Annotated in this window: 7 protein-coding genes; all 7 read right to left on the bottom strand. The window is 58.8% G+C overall.

From position 1 onward, the window contains the following. Positions 1–196: 196 nt before the first annotated feature. The gene (locus HBO05_RS28850; RefSeq protein ID WP_172315006.1) at positions 197–1,060 is read right to left on the bottom strand and encodes a hypothetical protein; all 864 of its coding nucleotides are present in this window, start codon (positions 1,058–1,060) and stop codon (positions 197–199) included. A gap of 306 nt (positions 1,061–1,366) precedes the next feature. Next, complete coding sequence (locus HBO05_RS28845; RefSeq protein WP_172315004.1) at positions 1,367–5,227, bottom strand: DUF1983 domain-containing protein; 3,861 nt, start codon at positions 5,225–5,227, stop codon at positions 1,367–1,369. Between the two features lie 57 nt (positions 5,228–5,284). Next, positions 5,285–5,863: a tail assembly protein gene (locus HBO05_RS28840; protein WP_172315002.1), complete on the bottom strand. Its 579-nt coding sequence runs from the start codon at positions 5,861–5,863 to the stop codon at positions 5,285–5,287. Then, positions 5,860–6,615, bottom strand: a complete 756-nt coding sequence (locus HBO05_RS28835; protein WP_169956935.1) for a C40 family peptidase — start codon at positions 6,613–6,615, stop codon at positions 5,860–5,862. Before HBO05_RS28835 ends, HBO05_RS28840 begins: the two co-directional genes overlap by 4 nt. Positions 6,616–6,617: 2 nt before the next feature. Then, positions 6,618–7,367, bottom strand: coding sequence for a phage minor tail protein L (locus HBO05_RS28830; RefSeq protein ID WP_169956934.1), 750 nt, complete (start codon positions 7,365–7,367; stop codon positions 6,618–6,620). A gap of 10 nt (positions 7,368–7,377) precedes the next feature. Then, positions 7,378–7,716, bottom strand: coding sequence for a phage tail protein (locus HBO05_RS28825; protein ID WP_169956933.1), 339 nt, complete (start codon positions 7,714–7,716; stop codon positions 7,378–7,380). Between the two features lie 2 nt (positions 7,717–7,718). Further along, a partial coding sequence (locus HBO05_RS28820) for a phage tail tape measure protein (RefSeq protein ID WP_172315000.1) occupies positions 7,719–8,839 on the bottom strand: 1,121 nt, incomplete at its 5' end.

Raw genomic sequence — 8,839 nt, 5'->3', positions numbered from 1 at the left:
GGGTTGATCACTTGATAGATGCCCTGGTCAGGGCCGACAAACATATCCCCGGCACGGCAGTTCGAGAACTTGGTGCCGACGCCCGTTACTGTCGGTCTCCCGTTCTGCACGCTCACAGTCCCTTCTGAAAACCAAGAAGACATAGGTTTCTCCAATTAGGTGTTTGCACAAAGCAAACTAATTAAGTTCGCAACAATCAGTTGAAGGGAAATGGCAAGCCAGCAGTTTTTATTACTAATGCTGTTGGATAGCGGTCTGTTGGCATAAGGTAAAAATTTATTTCACCATCTCGGCCAAACCACTGATCCATTGTTGTCCTTCCAGGCGATCCAAAAAAGAAAGATATACCACCAGTACGGCCATAAGCCCCTTCCGCAACGCCATAGATATCACCGCCTGACGTATTGTAGGCATAGGGATCGATAATCCCACAACTTCTACTCCACGGCAGAAAGGCTGCATATTCATAGCCAGCTGGAAGTGGTATATCTACGACCGAATGAACAGAGGCACACCCCCCTGAGGTTTGAAAACTTATACGTTCATTACGACCATCAACATACGTAGTTACTGGCCTACCAAATCTATTGGGTGTACCAGGAAGCGGAGCGGTTACAGCAGCAATCACATTAAGCGGGTTCTGTCTTGAATTAAATGTCAAAGCTCCAGTATCGGACCTCGACTTCAAACCGGGGCCCTCAACTTCATCATCCGCCATCAAGTCAAAACAGTAAAACTTAGTGGCCTCCGAAGCTCCGGCATAAAGATATGTCTTACTGTTCCCAGAGACCTTAACGCCCGTCACAATCCCCTTACCCACCAAAAAAACAATTGGGGATCTAGGATTATCTACGATGAAGCCGTATTGATTAATGCCAGGAACTCCTTGATCAACCCAGCTACTACCAATATTAGGATCAACGTTGATTCCCCGCTTACGCAGCTGCCTCCAGTTTTCAAAGTAGCTAAGATAGCCCGACTTTACTAATCCATAGCTAATCTTAGTTGTGTCATACAAAACCTCACCAGACTCAAGCCTGGCTATTAATCTTGCACTCATTAGTAATACCCGTAGCTAATGCGACAATTGGCCGAGAAGAAACCCCAGCCAGCGGTATTGTATGAATAAACCCATGACAGAGTGGTTCCGTTAAGCGTGACTCCGGGCCTCTTCCCTTTCTCAACCTGCAAATCAACCAGCGGACAGACAGAAAAAAATAGGGAACGCCCAGGCGGCGCGGCCGGTATCTGAATAGACCCATTCTGGCCGCCCGTTTCAACGCTCCCAGTCTCTTGACTAATGAAACTAGTCATATCAACTTTTACTAAACCTGTGTCTTTATCCCTAATTATTAAACCAACCATGTCAAAGAACCAGTTCAATGCCATCAACACCGTTGGCATAGGTGAATTTAAGCCCGTCACTATTGAGTAGTGAGGAGTTGCCGTTTTTGCTACCACGGAACACCCAGGAGCCAGTCGCCACATTCAACTCGAACAGCGGTTGCCCATTTCCATCTACAGCTGCGGACCTCAAGTTCATTCCAAGGATGATCTCCTGGATAAACGCCTTGCTGATGATTGCCTGGTTCAGAACTACCTGATTACCTTCCACCACGAACATCGGAACAAGTTGACCGCTTACCTCATCCACCACTGCAAATCGCTGGGCAAAGATCAGGAATTCCGATTGCTCCCCGTCAGAACCAAAAGCAAAACCAGAAGTAACCCTCTTGCCACCTACTATGGTCTGCGCCTTTAGCGTGACCATTGACGAAACACGACCATCGAGACCTACCAAAGTCTGGTTCACTTGCTGAACCGAGGCGCTGGTCTCGCCGATGTTCGATTGCAGGGTTTCTGTAGTCCTGGCCAACGCCTCGTTCGCAGAGGCCTGCACCTTCTTCTCAACCTCAAAGCTGGCTGTCGACTCCCAGGCCTTGATCGCGCCGGCAAGATCACCGGAACCATCATCGCCGCGCACCGAAGCCCGCAGCGCCTCATTGCTGGACGCTTGAGATGTAACCTTGCCGTCGAGGTTGGTGACCTTGGTGTCGAGGCCGGTGATTGCCTGCGCATTCCCAGCGACCTTCCCTTCGGTCAACTCCAAGTCGCTTTTGAGCTGCGTCAGTTGAGTGGCTGCCGTCTGCTTGTTGGTGGCCACCACCTGCTCCAGCACGGTCAGCCCGGACTGGTTCGCCCCCACCCGCGCCTCCATCGTGGTGAGTTGCCGCGCCATTGCATCGCTTTCAGAAGCCCGCGTGCGCTTCTCAATCCCGAGATCAGCGGTCGATTGCCAGCCTTTCACCGCGTCCGCCAGGTCGCCCGATCCATCATCACCACGGGCGGCCGAGCGCAGCGCCTCAACCGATGTAGCCGTGGCCACCACCTGACCCTCGATCTCCTCGATCATGCTGGTGACCAGTTGAACCTGCTGGGCCAGCGCGTCAGTGGTTTGCAGGATCGTGCCGATATCCTTCCAGTACAGCGGGTTTGGCGGCGCTTCGCCGGCCGGCACCGGGCCAGTTGCCTGGTACAGGTGGCCATCCTTTTGCGTGAATGCGCCGGCGCCGTATGGCTTCGCCGGGTCGTATGGCTCTGCCCCGGTGATCTGTCCCAGTAGCCCCTCCAGCTCTGCCTTGGCCTCTTTCAGCCGTTCGTTGACCGACCCGTCGCCGTCCCCCGAAATCAGAGCGATCTCCTCTCGCAGGCTTGGATACAGCGCGCCCTTGCCGATCTTGTCGACGAAGTACTTGTCGTACTCGGTCTGGTCCGAACTGGCCTGGCCATTGACCGCGCCAGGGATCGGGAAGAACGGCCCGACGTTGCCGGTACGGTCCACAAGGCGCGCCCAGAAGAACAGGCTCGCCCCCGCCAGCAGGCTGTGCATTTCGTGCGTGGCCTGCGGGTAGCTGAAGTCGCTCAGCTTCTCGGCCGTCGTCAGGTCCGGCGACTCGCTGTACCAGACCTCCGTGCGCTGGGTGTCCTCGGCACCTGGTGGAAAACCCCACTGGATGCCGATGCCGTAGACCAAGCTGGTGGTGGTTAGGAACGCCACAGCCGGCGGCAGGCCTACCTTGCCTTCCAGGCTGGTCAGGTTTGAGCTCTTCCAAATCGAAGATATCTCGAATGCACTTACCGACCGCACCCGGGCCAGATAGGCGCCCGAATAGATGCCCGTAACGTCCACGCTCGTCGAGCCAGTGCGCTGCAGCTTGATCCAGTTGCCGCTGTCCTTGCGCCACTCCACGTCATACGCGACCGCGCCAGGTACGGATGGCCAGGAGATGTTCATGGTGCTGATAGCCAGGCCCTGGTCGATCGCGACGTTTGACGTGATGTCGACGCTCGCTGGTGCCGGTACCACTGTGATCGGCACAACGCTGATTGGGCGATCTTCCAGGCGTGCGCCAGTGTCGATGCTTGGAAACTTGCTTGGCTCGTACTGCAAGGCGCTGATGTCGTAATCACCCTCTGGCGTCCGTGCTGTCCTCATCACTCTATATAGAGGGATTGCCAGGTCGTCAGCGTCGATAGCCCACTGGAGCTGTGCAGCAGGTGCCTCGCTGTAGGCCAAGGTCACGGTTACATTGCGACCGCTCACGCTTTCCACTGTGCGCCCTTCTGCCCGCCCACCCGGAAGGTTGATCACCAGCCGGTCGCCTGCCTTGGCAAGCGTGTCGCGGTCCAACTTGATGACCTTCCCAGCCGCCGCTGCAATGCGCCCGCCGATCTCCCGGCCCGCCAGCAGCGAGTCGGCGACGGGGATTATGAAGCCAGGCAGCGGGATACGGCCTTCCATGCCGGTCCTGAAGCTGATTGTGCGGTCCTGGTTGTTGCTCAGGACCAGCCATTTTGCCCGGCGCTGAGCTTCAGATGCCCGGGTGCAGCCGATAGCACTGATTTCAGTCGGCTTGTCACCCAGGCGGCGCTGGAGCGGCAAGTCGGAATAGACCGTGACGTCGGTGTCGTAGTTGTTCAGCGGGTTGTCATAGCTGACCAGGCAGCGAGTAAAGCGGGTCTTCGCAGATGCGCTGCCGTAGGAAATTTTGCCGTCGATGACGTTGGAGCGAGTGAAGACGTAGTCCATGTCCTGTGCCCGAGGCATGTCAGCCTGCATCACCAGTTGGCCCTGAGCCCAGTACGTCATGCCGCGATAGATGCCGGCGATGTCCCGCAGCAATGACCATGCATCGGCCTTGCCCTGCAGGTTCATGTCGCACAGGAAGCGCGGCTCAACGCCACCGGCACCATCGGACACCATCTGATCGCAATATTGTGAGATGCGGTATAGCTCCCACTTGTCCACCATCCATGGCTTGATGCGGCGGCCAAGGCCAAAGCGGTCCTGGGTGCAGATTCCGTAGGTGACCCAGGCCGGGCTATTGGTCCAGGCCTCTTTCATCGTGCCGTCCCAGGCACCGGTATATGTCCGCGCCACCGGGTCATAGTTGCTCGGAACCTGCCAACGGCGCGCTTTGCATTTCACGGTGACGGCCGGGATGTTGGTGAACTGCTCGGCGTCGAACTCAATGAACAGCAGCGCAGTGTTTGGGTAGCGCAGCTTTGCGTCGATCACCTGGGTGTAGCCGGCGATGAACAGGCTGTCCGCGATCTTATCGGTGTTCTGGTTTGGAGTGATGCGGCGAACTCGAATCAGCCACCCGCTGGTCGCAGGCGGAAGATCGATACGCATGGACTTTTCGTAACGAGTGGTGGCTTTTCCCGTCATGGCGCCAACCAATACCTCCTGATACGAACCTCCATCAGTAGCTACATCTACCGCGTATTCGATGCTGTAACCACCGATGTTCCCTTCACTGTCCTGGCTCGCCAGTCGCGGAGTGGCCAGCCGGATACGTGCTGCCGACAGCTGCAGATTGGTCAGCGACTGAACCCACGGCGTGCCGCTGCGCAGCTCAATGTTCAGCGACGTCTCGTTGTCGACAGACGGGATGCCTGGGATGTAGGTCTGTTCTACGGAGCCTGGCCGCCAGTCCCACTTCACATTACTGAAGTTATAGTTTCCGCTGGCATCCTGGATCGGGGTGTTATCGAGGAAAATGTCGCGCGCGGTGGGCACACCATCGAACTCACCCTCGCCCACAGCAATGAGGATCTTAGCCACGTTGGTGGAGCGCAGACTATCGGGCGCCTCTACCGGCGCCTTTGGCTTGCTCTCGCCACCTTTGGCACCGTGAATATCCAGATTCTGTGCTGCGCCCATGCTTTCCTCCAGGCAATAAAAAACCGCCTCTTGGGCGGCTTGCTCGATGCGTCGTGGTTATGTCTTGTCTTCGGCGTAGATCGATGCCGAGATAATCGCCCCGCCCCACCGGCGCTCGCCGATGCAGATAGGGACGGGGTTGCCGCTGGCCGTGGTGTTCTTGGCGCTGCCGAATGCATAGCTGGGCATGTTTTCAGGCGATGCGCTCTGCTTGAGGCCTGCGGCCTGAGGGCTGAGCATCTGAATCACGCCCCCGGCCAGCAGCGCGATACCCGCGGGCGCCGTCGGCGCGCCGAAGTAGCTGGCTGCGATCAGCACGACACCCAGCACAATCTGCAAAATGCCGCCGCGCTTGCTGCCTTCTACGACTGGGACAATCCTGATCTCCCTGGCCCCACCCATGCCGAACTCGTCGAGCCCGACGTTTTTACGGTTGCGGAAGATGGCGAAGCGAAGACCCAGGCGGTCAAGGCGGCGAATCTCGGCCTCGAATCCGTCAATGGTGGCCTTAAGCGCCCGGAAAACTTCCCACGTATCTCCTGGGCCAACCTGGCGCCGGTGCAGCCTGCCGAACTTCTGAGCCAGCGAGCCGGACAGTTTGATGGTGGTCATTGGCGAATAAACGATGGCGCTCATCGTGCCTCCTTGTGTCGAAGAATTAAGCGTGTGCGCTGAAGCCATGGCCCGCCGTAGACAATCACCTCTGATGGCCGGCCATACAGGTGGTGCAGGACGAAAGGCCCGGGGCCGAACACGCCCGACTCTTCGCCTGGCAGCGCCGGGTCAGTTCCCAGGTAGATCCCCGCGTGGTTCGGATGCGCCGTGTGCCCGACCTCCATCACGATCATGTCGCCGCGCTGTGGGCTGTCGACTTGCTCGAATCCGGCTGCGGCGTAATTCGCCTCGTACAAGCTGGCGCTGTCTTCACTCTCCCACCAGCCATCAGCGCGCTGGAAGGCCTCGAACTCAAGGCCCCACTCGCGCTGGTACCAATCAGCGCAGACCTGCCAGCAGTCCCAGGCGCCATGTACGAACGGGCGCTTGAGCAGCGGCGTGCTGCCGGTCGGCGTGATCGTGCGCAGGTCGCCCTCGGGCCAGGACAGAATGTGCCAAGGCAAGGCCGTGGCCTCGCACATCGCCAGGTCACGCGATGAAGGGCGACTGGTGGCGTCCGGGTGGGAGTGAACGATGCCGATCACCTGACCCTGGTCTTCTGCCGCGGCGTAGTCCTCTGGGTCGAGCCGGAACTCTTCGTTTGGCTCGGTGGCGATGTTTCGGCACGGGAAGTATTTCTGCGCCCTGCCCACGGCCAGTACCAGCCCGCAGCACTCTTTCGGGTACTCCGCGGCCGCATGCGCCTGGATGGCTGCAATGATGTGTTTGCGCATGGTCAGCTCCGGGCTATCAAGGAAACGGCGGGGAATCCACCGAACGGCAAGGGGTTGCCCTCGCCAAAACGCGGGATACAGCCCTTGCCCAGGGTGGCGTCGCATATGTCCAATTCAGGATCATCGGTAACCACCCCGTCTTTCGTGACGTAGGCGCCGGTGTATCCGCAGTTAGGGCCACGGTAGCCACCGGTGAGGCACCAGTGACACAGAGTGGTCATTTGCCTGCCGATCGTCTCGCCGCCAACGTCGCCCGGGCTGGCCAGGTCCCAGCTGACTGTCTCGCCGTCCTCGTTGGTTTTCTGGTCGACATACCAGACCTCGATCGATTCCTGGGTGGGGTCCGCCGTGGGGTTGCCGCCTTCGAAGTTCACGGCGTCGAGAAACTCGGCCAGCGTATTACGAATTGTCAGCTTGAACTCGAGCAGATCCTCGAAGGCCAGGCAGAGGGCGGTGATTCGCCCGTTGACGTTGCCGACCGACAGCTTGGGCCGTACCGCGGTGCCGTCGCCATTCGCCTCGCTGCCCTCGTACTGCATGGGCCAGGCGCCATACTCTTCACCCTTCCACCAGATCGACTTGGCCGGCAGCTGGTCAGCGTTGCCGCCGGCGGCAATCAGTTCTGCAGGTGTGTGCGGTATAGCGTGGCCATGAAAGCGCAGAACATCGGCGCCGTAATCGCTGCCGTCCAGTTCGAACAGAATGACTTCGTTGCCAGGCTCAAGAGTCTGGATAGCGTTGATCAGCGACATGGATTGACCTTTACGGGTGGAAGGCGCGTTCGAACGTCGCCGTCAATTTGAAAACGCCACCTCCCATAGGGGTGGGGGTTGGGTTCTTGCAGGTGAACAGGCCAATCTGGCCCAGTGGAGTGGTCCACAAGAAGGCCTTGGCGCCCTTGTGACGGTCGAAGAACGCCATCATGGCCAAGGCCGTGGCTGTGTTGCCCGTGTGGGTGATCGGGTAGGCATCGACTTTATTGTTGATCCCGTCACCGACCTCTTGCTTGTAGCCGTCCCCGAACTGTGAGGTGCGCACCCGATACGTGATATCGGGTGCCTCCCCGTTCTGGGTGGGCCAGGTGAATGTTTCAATCGCCATGGTTACCTCCCGTTGATAGCTCGCCAGATAGCCCCACCAGGCTGAACACCGCGTGCGATGGCAGCCTCGGCTTCGGTCTTGGTGACCTGCTGGATATTCCTTCCTGCCTGCGAGGTGTCTTCCTGAGTCGCATTGCCTCCGTCACCTCCTGTTTGCACGGAAACCGACACGGGGAAGTTGTAGGTGTTTCCGCCGCCACCGGCACCAGAGGCCGCCGCAATAGATCCACCACCCGTCATCAAAGGCGTGACGCTGCCACCCTGAGCACCCGTCATGAGGTACGACCGGCCACCCTGATTGAACAGCTCGGGCCCCTTTTCGTTTACCTCATAGAGCGTGTTCGGATCGACAGGCCCACCTGATGCCCTGCCCTCTACAAGAGCGCTGCCGATGCTGGAGCCGAAACTACCAGCGCCTGCCCCCGCCGCTGCACCGCCGCCAAACCATGCGCCAATGGCAGTTCCAGCCAGGCCCGACAGCAATCCGGAAGCGGCCTGCCGAGTTGCGATACGCGCCATGTCGGCGATGATCGACTTGGCGAAGTCAGAGAACGAGAACTTGCCATTGGTCGCGAAACTGGCCACCGCGTCCTCCATAGAGCTGAAGGCGTTGGTGAACAGGCTGCGGGTTTGCCCGGCCACATCACGGGCCGAGTCAAGGTAGTTGCTGAACGCCGAAGTGGCCCCATTGCGCCAATCGCTTTGGGCCACGGACATCTGCTCGTAATTGCTGAGCGTGGTCTGCGTCAGGTCGCGTTCGCTGCGATTGATCGCCTCAAGCTTGGCCTGGTATTCCTCGGCGCTCATATTGCGGGATGCGTCAGCCTTATCGCGGGCCAGGTCCAGGCGCTGCTGATTGGCTCGGTCCGAAATACCATTCAGGTCGCCGCTGATGGCGTTCTGGCGGTCACTCTGGCCCACTCCTTGAGCGGCCCGGCTTCCGGCGCGCTGCAATGCTGCATTCTGCTGGTCCAGCGCATCGGTGTACGACTTGATGGCCAGCTCCTGCTTCTTGAGCCTTCCCTGCTCATTGGTCGCGATCACCGCCAGCTCGCTATCCGACTCCTGCTGAGCCTTGACCATATTGGCCCTGGCGTCGGCGATCTTCTGGTCCAGCTGGATGC

This window comes from Pseudomonas sp. WS 5079 (assembly GCF_012985465.1).
Lineage (GTDB): Bacteria > Pseudomonadota > Gammaproteobacteria > Pseudomonadales > Pseudomonadaceae > Aquipseudomonas.
Note: the sequence above shows the minus strand (reverse complement) of the source record. Positions and strands in the feature narration are given on the sequence as shown.